This is a genomic window from Pseudoalteromonas sp. P1-11, from assembly GCF_001399995.1.
GTDB lineage: Bacteria > Pseudomonadota > Gammaproteobacteria > Enterobacterales > Alteromonadaceae > Pseudoalteromonas > Pseudoalteromonas atlantica.
The window spans coordinates 238,423-257,464 of sequence record NZ_LJSP01000002.1; the positions used below are offsets into that span (position 1 = coordinate 238,423).

At 39.1% G+C, this 19,042-nt stretch carries 17 protein-coding genes, 1 tRNA gene and 1 pseudogene; 15 read left to right on the forward strand and 4 right to left on the reverse strand.

The window, feature by feature from the left end; all coding sequences use genetic code 11:
- The first annotated feature begins 23 nt into the window (after positions 1 to 23).
- On the forward strand, positions 24 to 1,148 hold the full coding sequence (locus tag AN390_RS03775; protein WP_408003168.1) for a serine hydrolase domain-containing protein: 1,125 nt from the start codon (positions 24 to 26) through the stop codon (positions 1,146 to 1,148).
- A 136-nt stretch (positions 1,149 to 1,284) separates the two neighbouring features.
- Here the strand turns inward: AN390_RS03775 and yhbY are convergent, their stop codons facing one another.
- The gene (gene yhbY / locus AN390_RS03780; protein ID WP_004587346.1) at positions 1,285 to 1,581 is read right to left on the reverse strand and encodes a ribosome assembly RNA-binding protein YhbY; all 297 of its coding nucleotides are present in this window, start codon (positions 1,579 to 1,581) and stop codon (positions 1,285 to 1,287) included.
- Between the two features lie 88 nt (positions 1,582 to 1,669).
- On the opposite strand from yhbY, the gene rlmE reads away from it, so the two are divergent.
- From rlmE to AN390_RS03815, 7 genes are all read left to right on the forward strand, one after another.
- Positions 1,670 to 2,299 (forward strand): 23S rRNA (uridine(2552)-2'-O)-methyltransferase RlmE, encoded by a 630-nt coding sequence (gene rlmE, locus AN390_RS03785; RefSeq protein ID WP_004587345.1) that lies wholly within the window; start codon positions 1,670 to 1,672, stop codon positions 2,297 to 2,299.
- A gap of 66 nt (positions 2,300 to 2,365) precedes the next feature.
- Positions 2,366 to 4,309 carry an ATP-dependent zinc metalloprotease FtsH gene (gene ftsH, locus AN390_RS03790; RefSeq protein WP_055253185.1) on the forward strand — a complete coding sequence of 648 codons (1,944 nt, stop codon included), beginning with the start codon at positions 2,366 to 2,368 and terminating at the stop codon, positions 4,307 to 4,309.
- 70 nt (positions 4,310 to 4,379) lie between these two features.
- Positions 4,380 to 5,225 carry a dihydropteroate synthase gene (gene folP / locus AN390_RS03795; RefSeq protein WP_055253014.1) on the forward strand — a complete coding sequence of 282 codons (846 nt, stop codon included), beginning with the start codon at positions 4,380 to 4,382 and terminating at the stop codon, positions 5,223 to 5,225.
- Entirely contained in the window at positions 5,225 to 6,565 is a 1,341-nt protein-coding gene (gene glmM, locus AN390_RS03800; protein ID WP_004587342.1) for a phosphoglucosamine mutase, read from the forward strand. Before folP ends, glmM begins: the two co-directional genes overlap by 1 nt.
- A gap of 80 nt (positions 6,566 to 6,645) precedes the next feature.
- Complete coding sequence (gene tpiA, locus AN390_RS03805) at positions 6,646 to 7,395, forward strand: triose-phosphate isomerase (RefSeq protein ID WP_055253015.1); 750 nt, start codon at positions 6,646 to 6,648, stop codon at positions 7,393 to 7,395.
- A gap of 1 nt (position 7,396) precedes the next feature.
- Positions 7,397 to 7,744 carry a preprotein translocase subunit SecG gene (gene secG, locus AN390_RS03810; protein WP_004587340.1) on the forward strand — a complete coding sequence of 116 codons (348 nt, stop codon included), beginning with the start codon at positions 7,397 to 7,399 and terminating at the stop codon, positions 7,742 to 7,744.
- An 81-nt stretch (positions 7,745 to 7,825) separates the two neighbouring features.
- Positions 7,826 to 7,910: transfer RNA gene (locus AN390_RS03815), tRNA-Leu, on the forward strand.
- A gap of 292 nt (positions 7,911 to 8,202) precedes the next feature.
- Here AN390_RS03815 and AN390_RS19845 read toward each other — a convergent pair.
- Positions 8,203 to 8,416: pseudogene (locus AN390_RS19845) on the reverse strand (hypothetical protein); the annotation flags it as partial.
- A gap of 512 nt (positions 8,417 to 8,928) precedes the next feature.
- Here AN390_RS19845 and AN390_RS03820 point away from each other — a divergent pair.
- From AN390_RS03820 to AN390_RS03845, 6 genes are all read left to right on the forward strand, one after another.
- A complete protein-coding gene (locus AN390_RS03820; protein WP_055253016.1) occupies positions 8,929 to 9,399 on the forward strand; it encodes a hypothetical protein in 471 nt (156 codons plus the stop codon).
- A gap of 55 nt (positions 9,400 to 9,454) precedes the next feature.
- Positions 9,455 to 9,931, forward strand: coding sequence for a hypothetical protein (locus AN390_RS03825; RefSeq protein WP_029773456.1), 477 nt, complete (start codon positions 9,455 to 9,457; stop codon positions 9,929 to 9,931).
- A gap of 62 nt (positions 9,932 to 9,993) precedes the next feature.
- Positions 9,994 to 10,692: a molecular chaperone gene (locus AN390_RS03830; RefSeq protein ID WP_054982169.1), complete on the forward strand. Its 699-nt coding sequence runs from the start codon at positions 9,994 to 9,996 to the stop codon at positions 10,690 to 10,692.
- An 86-nt stretch (positions 10,693 to 10,778) separates the two neighbouring features.
- Positions 10,779 to 11,420, forward strand: a complete 642-nt coding sequence (locus AN390_RS03835; protein WP_164488075.1) for a hypothetical protein — start codon at positions 10,779 to 10,781, stop codon at positions 11,418 to 11,420.
- The gene (locus AN390_RS03840; RefSeq protein WP_055253017.1) at positions 11,417 to 13,828 is read left to right on the forward strand and encodes a fimbria/pilus outer membrane usher protein; all 2,412 of its coding nucleotides are present in this window, start codon (positions 11,417 to 11,419) and stop codon (positions 13,826 to 13,828) included. Before AN390_RS03835 ends, AN390_RS03840 begins: the two co-directional genes overlap by 4 nt.
- Complete coding sequence (locus AN390_RS03845) at positions 13,818 to 14,663, forward strand: hypothetical protein (protein ID WP_055253018.1); 846 nt, start codon at positions 13,818 to 13,820, stop codon at positions 14,661 to 14,663. Before AN390_RS03840 ends, AN390_RS03845 begins: the two co-directional genes overlap by 11 nt.
- Here AN390_RS03845 and AN390_RS03850 read toward each other — a convergent pair.
- Positions 14,653 to 15,243, reverse strand: a complete 591-nt coding sequence (locus AN390_RS03850; protein WP_055253019.1) for a LuxR C-terminal-related transcriptional regulator — start codon at positions 15,241 to 15,243, stop codon at positions 14,653 to 14,655. The genes AN390_RS03845 and AN390_RS03850 overlap by 11 nt on opposite strands.
- A gap of 414 nt (positions 15,244 to 15,657) precedes the next feature.
- Here AN390_RS03850 and AN390_RS03855 point away from each other — a divergent pair, with 414 nt between their 5' ends.
- Positions 15,658 to 17,880 carry a TonB-dependent receptor gene (locus tag AN390_RS03855; RefSeq protein WP_055253020.1) on the forward strand — a complete coding sequence of 741 codons (2,223 nt, stop codon included), beginning with the start codon at positions 15,658 to 15,660 and terminating at the stop codon, positions 17,878 to 17,880.
- Between the two features lie 277 nt (positions 17,881 to 18,157).
- Here the strand turns inward: AN390_RS03855 and AN390_RS03860 are convergent, their stop codons facing one another.
- Positions 18,158 to 18,922, reverse strand: coding sequence for an outer membrane protein assembly factor BamD (locus AN390_RS03860; protein WP_024031852.1), 765 nt, complete (start codon positions 18,920 to 18,922; stop codon positions 18,158 to 18,160).
- Between the last annotated feature and the right edge of the window lie 120 nt (positions 18,923 to 19,042).

The following is a 19,042-nucleotide window of genomic DNA, read 5'->3' on the forward strand; positions in this document are numbered from 1 at the left end:
GAATGAAGTATCTCACTAATTTTATGTATGTTTGGGTCGCTATTTGTCTATCTTTACCGCTTCAGGCAATAGCTAAAGCAGACTCAAGCTGGGATGGATTCGTAAAACAGTATGGACGCTACGCAGAAAAAAAACTCAACAGTAAAGGTATTCCTGGCGCTGCGCTTTCGATAGTGAGTATTGGTAACGCTGATTATATCCACACCATGGGCCGCACTAAGGCAAGAAGTGGCACACAGGTTAACCGCCACACCCGCTTTAGGTTGGCTTCTGTGTCAAAAACATTTGCAGGGTCGTTAACTGCAAAGCTTGCAAGTGAAGGGTTAATAGATTTATTTAAACCGGTAAGTGAGTATATACCTGCCTTTAAAGGCACGGTTTATAAAGATAATTTAAAAGTGTTTCACTTATTAAGCCACTCCAGCGGTTTGGTTCCTAATGCGTATGATAATTTAATCGAATCAAGAATGAATTACCCCGATATTGTCGAAAAGCTATTAACAGTAAAGCCCATTTGCGAACCAGGCCAATGCTATGGCTATCAAAATGTGATGTTTAGTTTAATTGATGATGTAATTTACAGCAGTACCAATAAAAAATATGACCAGTGGCTGCAAGAGGGGATTTTTACACCATTAAAAATGAGCGATACCAGCTTAGGCTACGATGCAATGGTGCAGGATAAAAATTATGCGATGCCGCACGTTAGAGGCAAAAAACGTTGGTACACAGCCAAGCTGAAAAAAAACTATTATAAAGTCGGCCCAGCTGCGGGCGTAAATGCAAGTGCCACCGATATGGCAAAATGGTTAAATGCGCAATTAGGGCAAAACCTAGAAGTACTCTCTTTAGATGCACTTGCTACACAAACACGTCCTTATACACTTACAAAAAAAGAGCGTTATAGACGAGTATGGAAAAAGGAATTAGAACAAGCTTATTATGGATTAGGCTGGCGTGTTTATAACTATAACGATGAAACGCTTTATTATCATAGTGGCTGGGTGCAAGGCTATCGCAGTGATTTGGTGGTTTTACCGCATTTAAATGTGGGTTTTAGCTTGATTGTTAACGCGGAAACAGGCGTGATAAATGAATTAACTACTGAATTTTTAGACCGTTTATTAAAATACAAACGCACTAAATAAAACAGGCCTAAAATTGCTTAAAAAGCGCCGTGCTTTAAATTTATTGTTTAAAGGTAAAAAGCATAAATAAGCGCATATAATAAAAAAACCAGCTTAATGCTGGTTTTTTTATAAAAAGACTCACTGCACAATTAACTTATGCGCGTGGTAATTGAATCTTTTTTTCTGCACTTTGACGATACAATACAACAGTGTGACCTATTGTTTGTAGCTTAGTAGCGCCGGTTTCACGAACGATTGCATCAAAAATAAGTGCTTTTGTTTCACGATCGTCAGTAGGTACTTTTACTTTAATCAATTCGTGAATTTCTAATGCACTTTGAATTTCGACTACTACGCCCTCGGTTAAACCGTTAGAACCTAGTAAAACTACAGGCTTAAGGCTATGCGCCTGACCTTTTAAAAACTGCTTTTGTTTGTTTGATAATGTCATGTTTATACAAATTTTGCTGAATATGGCTTGAATTAAGGGTATTCTAACGCCATCTAAAGAATATTACTAATTAGTTGCGTGTTAATTTATGACAAATAAAAAACATTCAGCCAGTTCAAAGCGATGGCTGAAAGAACATTTTGATGATCAATATGTTCAGCAAGCGCAAAAAAAAGGCTGGCGTTCTCGAGCTGTTTTCAAATTAGATGAGATCCAAAATAAAGATAAACTGCTTCGCCCTGGTATGACCGTTGTTGATTTAGGTGCTGCACCTGGCAGCTGGTCACAATACTTAGCCGAGAAAGTATCTGATAAAGGTCAGGTTGTTGCGTGTGACATATTACCTATGGACTCACTTGCGGGGGTTGACTTTTTACAAGGCGATTTTCGTGAAGAAGCCGTACTTGATGCATTGTTAAAACGCATTGATGGTAAAAATGTTGATGTGGTACTCTCTGACATGGCACCAAATATGAGCGGTAATAACTCGGTAGATCAAGCGGGTAGCATGTATTTGGTAGAATTAGCACTTGATATGTGTCATCAAGTATTAAAGAAAAATGGTGCATTTGTTGTTAAAGTGTTTCAAGGTGAAGGCTTTGATCAATACTTGCAAGACGTTCGTAATAGTTTTAAAGCAGTGAAAATACGCAAACCTGATGCCTCACGTGCCCGTTCTCGGGAAGTATATATAGTAGCGACCGGCTACAAACTGTAGTACAGTTGCTTGGCGTTTAGTTGAATTTAAATTAATTGGATACAAGAGGTTAACCCCTTGAGCGATATGGCGAAAAATCTAATACTCTGGCTGGTTATTGCAGTTGTGCTAATGTCAGTATTTCAGAGCTTTAATGGCGGCGATCAAGTTGATCGTCAAACAAGTTACACTCAATTTGTAAAAGACGTGCGTAGCGGCTCTTTACAAGAAGTTATTATTGACCGTGGAACAGGTAATATTACAGGTACTAAAAGCAGTGGTGAGCGTTTTCAAACCACAATGCCAATGTACGATGAAGACTTAATTAATGATTTACTTAAAAATGATGTAAATGTGAAAGGCGTTCAGCCTGAAGAACAATCGTTTTTAGCAAGTATTTTTATCTCTTGGTTCCCAATGTTGCTGCTTATAGGGGTATGGATATTCTTCATGCGTCAAATGCAAGGCGGTGGCGGTAAAGGCGCAATGTCGTTTGGTAAAAGCAAAGCGCGCCTGATGAGCGAAGACCAAGTTAAAACAACTTTTGCTGATGTAGCAGGTTGTGATGAAGCAAAAGACGACGTAACAGAGTTAGTAGACTTTTTACGTGACCCTTCTAAGTTCCAAAAACTTGGTGGTAGTATTCCTAAGGGCGTACTAATGGTAGGTCCTCCTGGTACGGGTAAAACATTACTTGCAAAAGCCGTAGCCGGTGAAGCAAAAGTACCGTTTTTCACCATTTCAGGTTCTGACTTTGTTGAAATGTTTGTTGGTGTGGGCGCATCGCGTGTACGTGACATGTTTGAGCAAGCTAAAAAGGCTGCACCATGTATTATCTTTATAGATGAGATTGATGCTGTAGGTCGTAAGCGTGGCGCTGGCATGGGCGGTGGACACGACGAACGTGAACAAACACTAAACCAAATGCTAGTAGAAATGGATGGTTTTGAAGGTAACGAAGGTATTATCGTTATAGCGGCAACTAACCGCCCTGACGTACTAGACCCTGCATTACTTCGTCCTGGTCGTTTTGACCGTCAAGTAGTGGTTGGTTTGCCTGATATTCGTGGCCGTGAGCAAATTCTTAAAGTACATATGCGTAAAGTGCCATTAGGCGATAACGTAGAAGCGGCAGTTATTGCACGTGGTACGCCTGGTTTCTCTGGTGCTGATTTAGCAAACCTTGTAAACGAAGCTGCACTTTATGCCGCACGTGGTAATAAACGTGTTGTAAGTATGGCTGAATTTGATGCTGCTAAAGATAAAATCATGATGGGTGCAGAGCGCAAGACCATGGTGATGAGTGAGCAAGAGAAAGAAATGACGGCTTACCATGAAGCGGGCCATGCTATTGTTGGCCGTATGGTGCCAGAGCACGACCCAGTTTATAAAGTGTCGATTATTCCACGTGGCCGTGCCCTTGGTGTAACTATGTACCTGCCTGAACAGGACCGTGTTAGCCATTCTAAAGAGCTTTTAGAGTCAATGATTTCAAGCCTTTACGGTGGCCGAATTGCTGAAGCACTTATTTATGGCAAAGACAAAGTAACAACGGGTGCGAGTAACGACATTGAGCGTGCAACAGATATTGCACGTAAAATGGTAACGCAGTGGGGCTTGAGTGAAAAACTAGGTCCGTTACTTTACGCTGAGGATCAAAACGAGATGTACATGGGTGGCGGCGGTGGTCGCGCAATGAGCATGTCTGATGAAACAGCTAAAGTAATTGATGCCGAAGTACGCTTATTCTCAGACCGTAATTATCAAAGAGCAGAAGATATATTAAAAGAAAATATTGATATTCTTCATGCGATGAAAGATGCATTAATGAAATATGAAACAATTGATGCTAAACAAATTGATGATTTAATGGCGCGTCAGCCTGTGCGTGAACCACGTGATGCACACGACCGTTTAGACGATAAGCCAACTAAAACAGTCGCACCTCAAGAAAAGCCGGTTGATGAAAGCCAAAAACCGGATGATTCATCAAAAAAAGATGAAACAAACCTTGATGATAAAGCTGAATAATCGTTAAAATAATACTTTAAAAGCCCCGTACTTCGGGGCTTTTTTGTATCAAATAACTAAAAGGTTGGCGATGACTAACATAATAAACCTTCCCCGTGGGCGTAAACTTAATTTGGAAAAACCATGTGTGATGGGTATTTTAAATGTGACCCCTGATTCATTTTCTGATGGTGGAAAGTTTTTAGATACAGCGCACGCGGTGCAACAGGCAATGCAGTTGCTAGACGAGGGTGCAACTATCATTGATATTGGCGGGGAGTCTACACGTCCAGGCGCGCCAGATGTTGATTTAGACGATGAACTTAATCGTGTGATACCTGCAATAAAAGCAATTAGAGCTAAAAGTGACTGCGTTATATCGGTAGATACCAGTAAAGCGCAGGTCATGGAGCAGGCGATTTTAGCAGGTGCTGATATAGTTAACGACGTACGTGCATTACAAGAGCCCCACGCACTTATCACACTTGCTAAGTATCGCGACGTAGCAATTTGTTTAATGCATATGCAAGGGCAGCCACGGACAATGCAAAGTGAACCCACTTATACTGACTTGCTAGCGCAAATTAACCTCTTTTTTGAGCAGCGCATAAGCGCATGCGAAACAGCGGGTATTAAGGTGGAGCAACTTATCCTCGACCCAGGTTTTGGCTTTGGCAAAACCCTAGAGCATAATTTTGAAATACTTGCTAAATTTAATGCATTTAATAAATTTGAACTACCGCTTTTAGCAGGTCTTTCACGCAAGTCGATGATAGGTAATTTGCTAAACAGAAAAACAGATGAGCGATTAGCGGGCAGCTTGGCCGGTGCGCTAATTGCCGCGCAAAATGGCGCAAAAATTATTCGTGTACACGATGTAAAAGAAACAGCAGATGTGCTTGGTGTACTCCAAGCTTGCGAAAAAGGAGCTTTATAATGAGCGAAAGAAAATATTTTGGTACCGATGGGGTACGTGGTTTAGTGGGCACAGCTCCAATTAACCCTGAGTTTGCAATGAAATTAGGCTGGGCCGCAGGTCGAGTTTTGTCTCTAAGTGGAACAAAAAAAGTAATTATAGGTAAAGATACCCGTATTTCAGGTTACATGCTAGAAACCGCGCTTGAAGCTGGTTTAATTGCCGCAGGAATAGATGTCGTACTGCTTGGGCCAATGCCAACGCCCGCTGTTGCATATTTAGCGCAAACGTTCAGAGCCGAAGCAGGTATTGTAATTAGTGCATCGCATAACCCATATTACGATAACGGGATTAAGTTTTTTAATGGCCAAGGCTTAAAATTGGATGACGACGTTGAGCTACAAATTGAAGCGATGCTTGATGAACCAATGACCTGTGTTGCCTCAGATAAACTTGGTAAAGCCTCGCGCTTAGTAAGTGCTGATGGGCGCTATATTGAATTTTGTAAAAGCCAATTTCCACAAGGCTTATCACTTGAAGGTTTAAAAGTTGTACTAGATTGTGCCAATGGCGCAACCTACCATATTGCTCCGTCGGTAATGCGTGAGCTAGGCGCTGAAGTGATTACTCATGCATGTGAGCCTAATGGGGTGAATATAAACCATGAATGTGGTGCTACACACGTTGATACGTTAAAGCGCAAAGTGCTAGAGCACAAAGCTGATGTGGGTATTGCTTACGATGGTGATGGTGATCGCGTAATGATGGTTGATCACAACGGTCGCGTATTTGATGGTGATGACTTAGTTTACATTATTGCCTGTCAAGCGGCTGAAGATCATATGCTAGGTGGTGGTGTTGTTGGCACGGTTATGTCGAACATGGGGCTTGAAAATGCATTAAAAGCAAAAGGAATTGAATTTGCGCGCAGTAAAGTTGGCGACCGTTATGTAATGGAAATGCTGCAGCAAAAAGGGTGGAGAATTGGCGGTGAAAGCTCAGGCCATGTATTAAACCTCGATTTAATCACCACGGGTGATGGTATCATTTCAAGCCTTCAGGTATTGGCTGCAATGGTGGCTCAAAATCGCACATTACAAGATTTAGGGGCTGGTTTTACAAAGTACCCAATGAAAATGATCAATGTACGTTACACACCTGGCACAGACCCTACACAAGCACCAGAAGTACAAGATGCGGTTGCGCAAGTAGAGCAAGCTTTAGGCGAAAAAGGCCGTGTTTTACTTCGTAAATCAGGCACTGAACCGGTAGTACGTGTTATGGTTGAAGCCGAACAAGAAAAAATAGTCATAGACAGCGCGCAAAAAATTGCAGCAGTTGTCGAATCTATGAGCAAATAAACTGATTGAGAACAATAACCTCTTGTAACTTAGGGCGAGAAAAGTTAATATCTCGCCCGCTTTCTAATCTGGAGTGGAAAATGGCAATACGTAAGGCAATGGTCGCAGGCAACTGGAAAATGAATGGCTCTTTAGAGCTTGTCACTCAACTGTCTGATGCCATTAACAGTGTTAAATCAAATGAGATAGACATTGTTTTATTTCCTCCATTTCCATTAGTATCAGCACTGGTTGACAGTGGTGTTACCACGGGTACTCAAACGCTAAGTGAAAATACCCCAGGCGCCTTTACCGGTGAAGTGGATGCTCAGCTTATTAAAGATTTAGGTGCTAAGTATGTACTCGTAGGTCATTCAGAGCGACGCAGTATTTACAAAGAAAGCAATGCAACCGTAGCCGCAAAATTTGCCCGTGCACAGCAAGTGGGACTAACACCTATCTTGTGTATTGGCGAAAGCGAGAGCGAACAAGAAAACGGTCAAACCGAACACGTGGTTGCTGCACAAATTGATGCAGTAATTGAGAAATTAGGTGTAGCAGCACTGAAAGATTCTGTGATAGCATACGAGCCCGTTTGGGCCATAGGCACAGGTAAGACTGCATCGCCAGAACAGGCACAAGCTGTTCATAAATTTATCCGTGACAAAATTGCATCATTAGATAGCGATTTAGCACAAGGGCTTACCATCTTGTATGGTGGTAGCGTTAACGAAAAAAATAGCGAATTATTATTTGCACAACCAGATATAGACGGCGGCCTTATTGGCGGTGCTAGTCTAAAAGCAGATTCGTTCACTGCAATCTGTAACAGTGCAAAAGGGACCGTATAAGATGTACGAAATTTTATTAGTAGTTTATTTAGTTGTTGCTTTAGCTTTAGTTGGTATGGTTTTAATCCAGCAAGGTAAAGGCGCAGACATGGGTTCTTCATTTGGCGCCGGTGCTTCGGGCACAGTTTTTGGCTCATCAGGTGCAGGTAACTTCATGACCAAAACAACAACAAGCTTAGCAACAGTGTTTTTTGTTTTAAGTATTGTGTTAGGTAACTTAACTGCCGGTCAAATTAAAAAGACCGATGAGTGGGAAAACCTTGAAGCAGCACCTGCAGTAGAAACTGTAGCGCCAGCAGAAGAAGACGTACCTGTTACTCAACAGCAGAGCTCTGACGTACCAAACTAATTTAGCGTAAAGCTAACGTTAAACGACTTATACTCCTCAAGTAAGTCAATAAGTTTAACACCTAAGCGAAAGCTTAAAAATGCGGATGTGGTGGAATTGGTAGACACGCTACCTTGAGGGGGTAGTGCTTTCGGGCGTGGGGGTTCAAGTCCCCCCATCCGCACCAAATTATAAAACCAGTAGCAGCAATGTTACTGGTTTTTTTATGGGAAATTTTCAACCTGCTCGCTTATTAATCGCTTATTCCTTTTAAGGTTTATTAACTTACAATGCTTTGTAGGCACATAATTTAAAAAGCATAATTTACTGTAGTATTGTTTAATGAACTAGCCTGCGTACATTGCTTCTCATTGGCTCCCTCATCAGATAATAAAGCGCTGCTATCACTATATTTATAAGTAACTTACACCTAATCAAAAGTAACGCCATAGCTATCTTTATCACGCACAATTATTTCCGCTGATCATTTCCTGAAGATTGGCAGATAACTATTAATGCAAATATACCCACATTTTTAAATGAGATATCGTCATCAGACCCGTATAAAGTTTGATCCCTGTCTAGACTTTTGCCACCCACTATAGATGCAAAGCCATTTATACAAACTTCAGCACTCGTGTAACTAGGTGCAAGTACGGCATATCTTGCTACTGCTACAGATAGTTTTTTAATATATATTTCTTACTTGTCATTTAGCTGTTGATTTCATGGGGATTATAGAAGTGATTTTAGTTTTTATCTAATAATTTTAGCTAGTTAGTAAAAAAGAATTAAGCATTTTGTTTATATTGAAGTTTACAATTGTTGGTTATCGGCTTTTGGCAATCAAAGTTGTTGATTTTATTGAAGTTAAAAATTACTTAAATTTATCAAAGTTGTTTATCTAATTATTTATAAAGTTGTAACTGTTGTTTAATTGGTTGTTTATCCTTTATTCAACTTATGTTTTGCTTGTTTATAAACATTAAACATAGCGCTAAAGCGGACTTTAAGAGAGTGATAATAATAAAGAGGCTACCTTTATCGATTACGAATCACTTAAATGTTTATACCAAACGGTATGCTTAGCTACAGTGTATTTAGTCTTACCCTCTGTTTTGTAATCAAATAACAACTTTCTAAACCTGAATTTTAGCTTAACATTACCACTGTATTAGCAAGGTAGTTCAAAGGAAGTGACAGTGATGAAGAGGCTTGCATGGTTAGTATTATGTTGCTTTGCATCCAATGCATACAGTAACGATGAAGTAAGTATTACATTGTTGGGGCATATTTCTCCGGTGTGTGAATTTACCTCACAAAATAATAACCTAGAGTTTTCTTCTAGTGGCGTTGCTAATACAACATTAGAGATTAACTGTAATTCGCCAATAAGAATATCAATGCAGTCTCTTAATGGTGGTTTAAGTCATGAGCAAAGCAGTAGAGTAAGTTCATATAATATTAACTGGTCATTGGAAGGTGCCAACAAAAGTGTGTCTGTATCGGCACAGGCAACCAAATCGACATATAGTTTTAATATTAATGATATTTTATTTGATAGCATTGCTGAGATTCAGTTAACTCTAGATGACCCCTTGATATATGCAGGAAGCTACCAGGATGTGATCCGCATAGAAATGACACCATCAGTAGTATCGGGTGGCGTGCTTTAAACGCACATTTATTTAACAAAACAAACTATATGTCACATGGATAAGGAATATAACAATGAAAAAACTAATCGTAATTTCAGCAATCGCAGCAATCTCATCTGGTTCAGCACTAGCAGATAACTTAAACGTAGGCGGTGCAGTCGCATCCGTATGTGAAGTAAGTAATATTGCAACAAATCACTACTTTCCAACTCTTGCAATGGGGGATACAACAAGCGTTAACTTTGATTTGAAATGTAATGATGTGGATGGTGCAACACTTACTTTAACCACTTCTGAGGGTCATCTTCAAAACGCTGATCATGAAGACAGAGGGATAGGGTACACCGCTCGCTTAACAGCAGGCGCATATGACTTTACTTTGACAGCTGATAATGGCATCAATGATCAAAGCGTTTCTCAAAGTAATGGCGGCAACAATACATTAGCAACGTCGGGCGTTGCAGGAATGATTGACTTAGAAGTAATTGAGACACCGGTATACGCAGGTACTTATGCTGATACTCTAATGCTAACTGTTACAGCAAACTAAAGTTAAATAAATTAAATAAAAAGGCAGTGACTATGCACTGCCTTTATTTAGGAGGGAATTCTATGCATGTTTTATTTATCTTTATATTTTGTTTGCTTTCTTTTTCAGTCAGTGCCTTTCAGGTGATACCCATGGTAGCCGATCTCAGCTCGCAGGGGAGTCAGTCACAGCAAACACTTCGAATTACAAACCCATCTGATAAACCATTAACTATTGATGTTTCAGCATTTAATATGAATATAAGTGATACTGGTGTTGAGTCTTTAGAGATAAATGAAGAAGATTTCTTGATTATTCCTATGACAACAATTATCCCACCAGGAAATAGCCAGTCGGTTATTGTTAGATATATTGGCGAACCTATTATTGAACACTCCAAATCTTATCGAATTACAGTAGAGCAAGTGTCGGTTGATTTGAACGATAATGCGCAGTCTGGGGTTGGTATGTCACTCAGTTTTCGAACGCTATTTAATGTTGTGCCAGATAACGCTGAAGCAAAACTAATAATCAAAGACAAAAAGCAGTTAGCAGAAAATCAATGGGGTGTGTTGCTAGAAAACCATGGAAATAAATATGTACGCCTTTCTAAAGCTCAGTGGAATATTAAATCTAAGGGTAAAGTGTTAATTTTAGAAGGAATGGATCTAAGTAGAGCCCTATCAGGTAAGATTTTACTTCCAAATTCAAAAAGCAATATTTCAATTTCAATACCAAAAGAGTTTCAAGCTGCTGATAGTGAGTTAGAGGTTATATTCTAATGTTTTGTGTTCAGTGGTTCTCCCGATGTTTAATGATACTAATATGTAGTATTTCTATTTCGGTAGAGGCTCTGGAAGTAACACCTATGGTGATCACATTATCACCGGATAAACCCTCAAAAATACCTTCTAGTTTTATTTACAATCAATTACCTAGAGAGATTGCATTTGATATTGAAGTGTTTGAAATTAATTTTTCTGAATCTAGCCCATCGTTAAAAAAGTTGGAAGATTCTCCATTATGGGTCTTTCCTCCCTCTTTATTTTTACAAGAGGGGCAAGGTCAGAAAATTCAATTTAGGTGGGTTGCTGAGAGTTTTCCGAAATATGATAAAAGTTATCAAGTAAGTTTAGTTGAGCAGCCTTTGGCTTCTAATATTGGTAGTGATACCTCGCAACTTAAAATATTAATGAATGTAAATTTAGTTGTTCATGTAGACAGAGATATATATTCACCTAGCTTAAAAATACTGACTTCTAAAATAGAAAGTGGGGAGATTTTAGCCCAAATCAAAAATGAAGGAGAAGGGGCTGCGCGGCTCAGTGACTATAAAATTAAAGTAACTACAAATAAATCCGTTGTAACTACTTTTGAAAAACAAGCTTTATTGGAGAAGGGGTACGATGTTTTTTTTGCGCCTTATGCCACACAGACCATAAAAGTTAAGCTACCTGAAAATATTGAGAGCCGTGAGGTAGGGCATTTAAGTTTAGATCTGGTGCAATGAAAACTTCAGCAGTGTTCCTCTTCGCTATATTTTTTTTACCACTTAGCGTGTTAGCACAAATAAACCCTTCTAGCAGGACAATTGAACTTAATGTGTCAGTTCAATTAAATAATAGTCCAATAGGTCAAGTCTCACTTAAAGTCGATAAAGATGATGCACTTTTTTTACAGTGGAACGAGTTAGAGCCACACCTTAGCGAAATTTTACTTGAAGAAAAAGAGAGAGAACTATTTAAGGTATTAAAAGACAATACTTTAGCGGTAACTTCATTAAGGGAACTGGGTTTTAGCGTTGAGTTTGATATGAGCGATTTTAGTTTGGACGTTGTTGTTCCCGTAGAGTTAACTCGCCCACAAAAATTAAGTGCACAAAAACGAAGGAAAAAGTTAAAGGCTATCGAGCCAGCTAACACTAGTGGTTTTATTAACGCTTATGCAAGCTACGTACATCAAGATGATAAGGAACAGCAGCAAGTTCAAGAGCAATATGCATTACGCTCAGAAATTGTAGCTAGTTGGCAAGGGTGGGTGTTAGAAAATGAATTTGAATATAATAAAATATCGCAGCCTGCTTCATCAAACTTTAAGCGGCAAGGAACTAGGCTTATTCATGATCTACCTAGCTTAGGCATGCGCCTTTCTCTAGGGGATAACTTTAGTTCAGGCGGTTATTTCCAAAACTCCTCTCGCTTGTTAGGTTTTTCAATAGCACATGACTTTTCTCTATTATCAGACAGGCCCATAAGGCCAACCGCTTCACGTAGCTTTATTCTTCAAAGCCCTTCAAGTGTAGAGGTATATGTCGATGAACGAATTATTCAGCGCCTTAATTTGGTTGCGGGTATTTATTCTTTAGATGACATACCTTTGAGCGAAGGCAGCAATAATATCTCTCTAAAAATTACTGATATAGCTGGCGTTGTGCGCTATGTAAACTTTGATGTTGCAACTGGCTTAGATCTATTTGCACAAGGGCAGCTTGAATATGAAATTCACTTAGGCGTTCCTGCTGAGGCTGGCGATAAACTCGAGTATGAACCAGATTCTCCCTTCCTCAGTGCCTATCTGGATTATGGCCTGACCCCAAGTTGGACTGCAGGGGTTACAGCGCAGGGAGATAAATACGCGCAACAAATTGGCTTTAAACAAATCTATGCAGCTCAAATAGGCCAACTGGCATTTGAGGGCGCATTTAGCTTCGCGGAACGCCAAGGATACGCTTACCGTACTGTTTATAGTAGCTATAATATGAGCAACTTAGGAAGTGAGCTAACGCTCGGTTATGAATACAGTTCAAAAGACTTTACAGCTTTAGGTTTTAGGTCTCAAGATACGTTTAATAACCGCTATAGAGAACACTATGCACAGGCGAGTTATAGTTATTATGTTAACGATAGAACGTTAGCCTCTTTTTTTACAAATATTTCCCGAGATCATCAAAGTGTTCAATTTGATAAATCGCTGGGAGTCAATTTCTCAGGCGACTTGGTAAATAGTCAGTGGAGATATACTGCAGGGGCGCAATGGGATGAGTTAAAAGGTGAGCGAGAGTGGGGTATAAATTTATCATTTACCTATAAATTTAATAATCAGCATAGAGTTAAACTATCCCACCAGTCTAGACGTGATAAAACGAGACTAGAATTTACTCAAGACAATAATCAGCGTTTTGTCGGTGCTTTGAACTTTCGAGCTGGCTTAGAGAGCAACGAATTAAATAAAACTATCTTTGATTTAAACATGCAATATAACGCAAACCGTTTTGCTGCTAACCTTGAACATGCAAGTTTTTATAAAGATTTAAATGCTCGCTCTGCTTATCATCAAAGTCGTGTAAGCCTCTCATCTAGTATAGCTTTTGCAGATGATGCATGGGCATTTGGAAAGCCTATATACGATAGCTTTGCTTTGGTTAACGCCCACAAAAGTTTAGAAAATAAAGTGATTACATTAGGCCGAGTTGAAAATGACTATAGAGCTGATAATAGAGATTTCAAAACTATATTACTTAATGATTTGAGCTCTTATGACAATATCAACATTCCTGTTGATATTGATGATCTAGCCCCTGGCTATGATATAGGCTCTGGCATGCTTAGCTTTTACCCTAAATACAAAACTGGACATAAAGCAATAATTGGGACTGCAGCAAATATTTCTGTTATTGCAACTCTTCGGAGTAAGGACGAGATCCCCTTAGCCTTAATGGTGGGAAAGGCTATTTGTCAAGATAAAGCATCGGCCAAAGAGTATACATTCTTCACAAATAAGCGGGGCCGCTTTGCAATAACTGGCCTTGCTCCTTGTCAGTATAAAGTGACCTTACAAAATAAAGATAGTACTACATTTTTAATAGAGGTTCATGATGCAGAGCAACTTCAACGAAAAGGGGTTATTTATGTTCATTAAAATTGTGTATTTAGCAATAAGTATATTTTTACTAACTATGGCAAGTAGAGTTCATGCTCAGTGTGATGCAAGTATTGGTGAAATTGAATATTTGTTCGATGACCTGTCATTTTATCACGTAAAATCACAAGTCGATGCTGAGAAGACAATTCGAGTAGACACAATAAATACGTCGGATTGTACTTTGTATTTTAGTCTTTCTTCGCAAAACCAAGGATACCTTAAAAGTAACTCTCAATTTATTGACTATCAAATTCGTCTAGAAAATCAGTTGTTAAGTAGGAGCATTAATCAGGTTAAGCTTAACAATAGCAAAGTAGATATCAGGCTAGTGATCCCCGCAGGGACGCCAGTAAAAGCAGGGTATTACACTGATAGGCTTGAGTTGAGGCTCTATGATGAAAATAAGCAAACCGTAGATGAAATAGAAATCGAGATTGAAACTAATATTCAACCCCGAACTAGTTTATCTTTATTAGGTTATAACACTTTTTCTAATACTGTTTATTTGGGAGAATTGAAGCCAGCAGAAAAATACACCATGTTACCTAGCTTACAAATAGTGACTAATACGGATGTTCAACTTAATGTAACCTCAGAGAATAAAAGTCGTTTATTACACTCTATTTTTAGTAATAAATATGGTATTAGCTATACATTGCAGTTAGGCTCAGAAGAAATTAACTTAGTAAAAGCTTCAAGTCTAAACTTTTCGTATTCTGGCCAGACTGAGTTTTACATTCCGCTTAGCATTCAATTGGAGGACTTCACACGTCAAGCCGCTGGAGAGTATTCAGATGTTATTCGTTTTCAAATAAGCCCACTCAATTATTGACTTTACTTAAGTTTTTTTGGCACCACAGCAATGCTTGTTGTTTGTTTTTTACAGATATTTTTTGATAAATTTTATGTAAATGCACTCTGACAGTGGCTTCACTTATAAATAAGCTATCTGCAATAGCGGTGGAGTGTAGACCGGAGAAAAGCAAGTTTAATACTTTAATTTCTTTACAAGTAAGGTTACTTGATTGCAGGGTGGTTTGCTGTTCACTGGCTAACATTTGTCTCATCCAGCTGTCTGTCACATCACGGGGAAACCAGAGCTTACCTTGTTCAATAGCTTCAAGGCCTTGTTGAAAAAGTGAGTCATCTGAACTTTCGTAAAAAAGTCCCTTTAAATTAGGCCATTCTTTTAAAGCTAATACGTCACTATTTTTTGGAACATCAAAAATAACTAAGCTTTTATAACCGTTATCTTGCATAAACTTATTGATAAGTTCATAAGTTGTGATTACATTAAGTGCTTGGTAATTAACCAATAAAATGTTGTAGTTAGCTGCTACACAGAAAAGTGAAGTATAGTCTGGACTATTAAAGCACTTTACATAGCGTATTGGAGTATTTTTAATATCCATAATTTCTGTCCCTAGATGCAATAGTAATACTATATTGCTATTTTTGGTTAATATCAATCATAGAGCGTAGTTTGATAAGCGATACGAAGCTGTGATTAATGTGCTTTATGGAATAATGGTTCTCTTATATGTAAACATAAAAGGTGCACGAAATTAGAATGTGTATAACGTGATTACTTTTTAGCAAAAGGCCCATTTTTTTGTGTAGGTTATCCAACAATAATCAAAGATTATAATTAATTTGTACCTGTATGTTTATTAAATGAAAATTTTTATACGTTTCTTCACAAATATGTAATATAATACCCTTCCAGAGGAAAGATGCTATTAGGCGTCTTTTTTTATGCCCAAAACTTATTGCCCAAGCCAATAAGTTCGCATAACTAAATTATACGGTATCCTTTGGAGAATATTTTGAAACTACGCAAACTCTCACAGTTAAGCCTCGCAGTTGTCGCTGCACTAACTACCTCAGTAAATGCTGAAGAAGCTAAAACAACAGCAAAACAAGACGCGTTTGAAAAAATCGAAGTTACAGCTCGTAAACGTACAGAGAGCTTGTTTGAATCTCCAACCGCTATCACATCAATTGGTGCTAACCTAATTGATAAAGCCAATATGAGTAACCTAGAAGATATTGGTAAATACGTTCCAAACTTAAATATCACTCGCTACGGTGTAGGTAATGCGGCGCATGCCTCTGTATTTATTCGTGGTATTGGTCTACAAGATCACATAATTACAACCGATCCGGGTGTAGGTGTTTATTTAGATGGTGTTTACTTAGGCCGTCAAATGGGGTCAAACTTATCGTTACCAAATGTAGAGCGTGTTGAAGTTCTACGTGGACCACAAGGTACATTATATGGTCGTAATACCTTAGGTGGCGCAGTAAATGTAATTACTAAGCAACCAGGTGATGAAGGGATTGTTTCAACTACAGCTAAAATTGGTAGCCGCGGACGTATTGCTGGCGATGTATACTTTAATAACTCGCTAACAGATGAAGTAAGTATGTCTGCAAGTGCATCATACAAAACGCGCGATGGTGTGGGTGAAGCTGTCAATTTAGCTAACCCAGAAAAAGAAATTGGTGAAGAAGAAGAGTTTAGCGGTCGCGTAGCCCTTAAATGGCAAGCCAATAGCGATTTAGCGTTTACTTTTTCACTTGACGGTGTTGATAATGAGTCGGGTCAATCGCCTTACACTATTGAGTTAACTGAGCCGCTTGATGCAAATGATGTATTTAATGGTGACTTTCCTTTATTAACACAGGATATGATCCCATCTGACCCCGATGATTTAGGCACTACCGTTGCTGGTATTGAATCTACGTCTTACTCAGGGTGGGGTACGTCATTTACTGCTGATTGGGCAATTGATGATACGTACACGGCTAAATTTATTTCAAGTTACCGTACTTCTGAATACGAAGGTGGACTTGATGATGATGCCTCACCACTTAATTTATCTGAGTTCCCAGAAGAGGGTGGTGCAGACCAATACTCGTTTGAAATTCAACTAAATGCGACTTATGACAATATGGACTTTGTATCAGGTCTTTACTTCTTTAATGAAGATGGCTTTACACGTTCAGGTCCATTTGTATTTAGCCCATTCAATACTCCTAATGGCTTATTAAACGATGGTGTTACACCTTCATTTGGTGGCTATGGCGATTTTGAAATTAACCAAGAAACAAACTCATACGCTGTATATTTTAATACAAGTTACGATTTAACAGATGATTTAAGTATTGGCGGTGGCCTTCGATACTCAAAAGATGAGAAAGATGCCGATGCGATTTTCCCAACATTTGCTGAACGTAAATACGTAAGTGCAGAGTTTGACGCTGTAACATGGGATGTAAACGCATCATATCAAATCAGCAATAACATGAATGTTTATGGTCAAATTCAAAAAGGTTACCAAACAGGCGGTTTCCCTCCACGTCCATTTGGCGGCCCCGATCAGTTTGTATCGTTTGATGAAACTAAAGCAATTAACTACGAAATGGGCGTAAAAGGCCAAGTACATGAAAATGTATCTATGATGTTAGCTGTATTTGTAACAGATTACACTGACCTTGCTTTACCATTTTCTGACCCTACTGCAGGCGGTGGTTTTGTAACGATTGTTGAGAATGCAGGTGAATCTAAAGCGCAAGGTATTGAGCTTGAAACTACCGTTGCCATTACAGACGATTTCACAATTCGCAGCTCTGTAGGTTACTTAGATTCTGAAATTACAGAAGTAGATGCAGGCGTACAAGGTATTGGTAAAGGTGATTCACCAGCATTAACACCACGTTGGACTGTAATGATTGCCCCTTCTTACTTTATGGATTTAGACAGCGGTGCAACCGTTGCATTTAACGCTAACTACTCTTTCAGAAGCGAAATGCAAGGCCAGTCGGTTTACAATGAAAGCGAGACTATTGATTCGCGTGAGTTAGTTGGTTTTAATATTTCTTACACTAATCCTTATGGCGATATGGAAGTAACCTTATACGGTGAAAACGTATTAAACGAGGTTTACGATGTAGGTCGTTTACAACAGTCAGGTTTTGTTGGTGTAATGCGCAGTAATGACCGTAGCGAGTTTGGTTTAAAGTTCAAAAAAGACTTTGAACTTTAATAACCCGCAATGAGTTAATTAAAAGGTAAGCTTAGGCTTACCTTTTTTTCACCTGTAAAAAGAAAAACTTAGATCAACAGTGAATCTCTTTAGAACAAGCGCTATACAAGCATGTAGTGCAATTGCTATTGTTATATTCCGTGTGATGCGAAGGCTAATCGCTAAGTATTAAAAAGCGCCACAGGCATCAACTAGCCTTATTTTTAGGCAATAAAAAAGCCCTCAGAGAGGGCTTTTAAACAATCAACATAGGTTTAAATAAAAACCTCTGCCATTCTTATTTGTTAGATTCATTGTATTCACGCGTTAGTCTTGCGTGCTCACTTAAATCTGTCAGGCCAAGCTTTTCGTAGCTTTTTTCCATCATCTCAAGTGCAGGCTCTAAATAGCTGCTTTGCGAGTAATGCTCAACAACGTACTTACCACGATTAGCGGCCGCTAGGTAAGCTTCACGTTCGTAGTAGTAATTAGCCACTTTTAGCTCGTAACGCGCCATACGGTTTAAAAGCCACACTAAACGGCGTTTAGCCTCTGGTGCGTAATCACTTTTTGGAAAGCGTTTTACAAGCGTTGATAAATCGGTAAATGCAACACGTGTACGGTTTGCATCGCGGTCAGCTCTGTCTATACCAAAATACTCTTGGAAGGCATTTTTATCTGCTTTAATGTTAACCAAGCCACGCATGTAGTACATGTAATCTAAATCTTTGTGGTTTGGGTTTAAACGAATAAAGCGGTCAATGGTCGCTAAGGCTTGCTCTGTATTACCTGATTGGTAATGGGCATACACTAAATCCATTTGTACTTGCTTTGAGAAAGGGCCAAATGGGTAGCGTGAATCAATAGCGGTTAACAGCTCAATTGCTCGGGCGTATAAACCAGAGTCGAGCGTTTGTTTTGCATCTTCATACAAAGCGTGTGCAGATTTGTTAGGAACGCGTTGGATATCTTCTTGGTCAGGCGCAGAAGAACAGGCCCCTAAAGTAAGTACAGAAGCTGAAAAAACAATGGCGAATGCACGTTTCCCTATTTTATTTATCATTTTATTTGTTACCTTCGATGTCTTCGGCTAGGCCACGGCGGTAAAACCGAGTAAACTATGCGTATTATATTATGCTTTTATTAAAAGCGATTCTAACCCAGTCAGGCACAGCTTGCACTG

Excerpts from the sequence above, each read along its gene's own strand:
- rlmE (WP_004587345.1), top strand. The coding sequence starts at position 1,670 with ATGACAAATAAAAAACATTCAGCCAGTTCAAAGCGATGGCTGAAAGAA.
- AN390_RS03840 (WP_055253017.1), top strand. The coding sequence starts at position 11,417 with ATGAAAACTTCAGCAGTGTTCCTCTTCGCTATATTTTTTTTACCACTT.
- AN390_RS03830 (WP_054982169.1), top strand. The coding sequence starts at position 9,994 with ATGCATGTTTTATTTATCTTTATATTTTGTTTGCTTTCTTTTTCAGTC.
- folP (WP_055253014.1), top strand. The coding sequence starts at position 4,380 with ATGACTAACATAATAAACCTTCCCCGTGGGCGTAAACTTAATTTGGAA.
- AN390_RS03845 (WP_055253018.1), top strand. The coding sequence starts at position 13,818 with ATGTTCATTAAAATTGTGTATTTAGCAATAAGTATATTTTTACTAACT.
- AN390_RS03825 (WP_029773456.1), top strand. The coding sequence starts at position 9,455 with ATGAAAAAACTAATCGTAATTTCAGCAATCGCAGCAATCTCATCTGGT.
- AN390_RS03835 (WP_164488075.1), top strand. The coding sequence starts at position 10,779 with ATGGTGATCACATTATCACCGGATAAACCCTCAAAAATACCTTCTAGT.
- AN390_RS03820 (WP_055253016.1), top strand. The coding sequence starts at position 8,929 with ATGAAGAGGCTTGCATGGTTAGTATTATGTTGCTTTGCATCCAATGCA.
- yhbY (WP_004587346.1), bottom strand. The coding sequence starts at position 1,581 with ATGACATTATCAAACAAACAAAAGCAGTTTTTAAAAGGTCAGGCGCAT.
- glmM (WP_004587342.1), top strand. The coding sequence starts at position 5,225 with ATGAGCGAAAGAAAATATTTTGGTACCGATGGGGTACGTGGTTTAGTG.
- AN390_RS03775 (WP_408003168.1), top strand. The coding sequence starts at position 24 with ATGTATGTTTGGGTCGCTATTTGTCTATCTTTACCGCTTCAGGCAATA.
- AN390_RS03860 (WP_024031852.1), bottom strand. The coding sequence starts at position 18,922 with ATGATAAATAAAATAGGGAAACGTGCATTCGCCATTGTTTTTTCAGCT.
- ftsH (WP_055253185.1), top strand. The coding sequence starts at position 2,366 with ATGGCGAAAAATCTAATACTCTGGCTGGTTATTGCAGTTGTGCTAATG.
- secG (WP_004587340.1), top strand. The coding sequence starts at position 7,397 with ATGTACGAAATTTTATTAGTAGTTTATTTAGTTGTTGCTTTAGCTTTA.
- tpiA (WP_055253015.1), top strand. The coding sequence starts at position 6,646 with ATGGCAATACGTAAGGCAATGGTCGCAGGCAACTGGAAAATGAATGGC.
- AN390_RS03850 (WP_055253019.1), bottom strand. The coding sequence starts at position 15,243 with ATGGATATTAAAAATACTCCAATACGCTATGTAAAGTGCTTTAATAGT.